Source organism: Leifsonia sp. HAY1-4F (assembly GCF_056755275.1).
The window spans coordinates 1-230 of sequence record NZ_JBNDHX010000724.1 but is presented as its reverse complement, the minus strand read 5'-3'; the positions used below and the strand labels follow the sequence as shown (position 1 = coordinate 230).

1 pseudogene is annotated in these 230 nt (G+C 63.5%); it reads right to left on the bottom strand.

Annotation, left to right across the window (positions count from 1 at the left end):
* Nucleotides 1–80: 80 nt before the first annotated feature.
* A pseudogene (locus ACPYOG_RS21120) lies at nucleotides 81–152 on the bottom strand (dCTP deaminase); the annotation flags it as partial.
* Nucleotides 153–230: the final 78 nt, after the last annotated feature.

Genomic DNA, 230 nt, shown 5'->3' with positions numbered 1-230 from the left:
CCCCCCCCCTCTCGAAAGAAAAAAACGCCCCACCAGATTAGCGAGTGTCTCGTGGGCTCGGAGATGTGTATCCCCCCCCGGAGCAGTCCCAGCCGGCCGAGCGAGCTCTTGCCCTCGAGCCGCGCGGCAACGTCGTCCGGTAGGCTGACCTCGTGCTTCTCTCCGATCGCGACATCAAGGCCGAGCTGGGTGCCTGTCTCTTATACACATCTCCGAGCCCACGAGACACT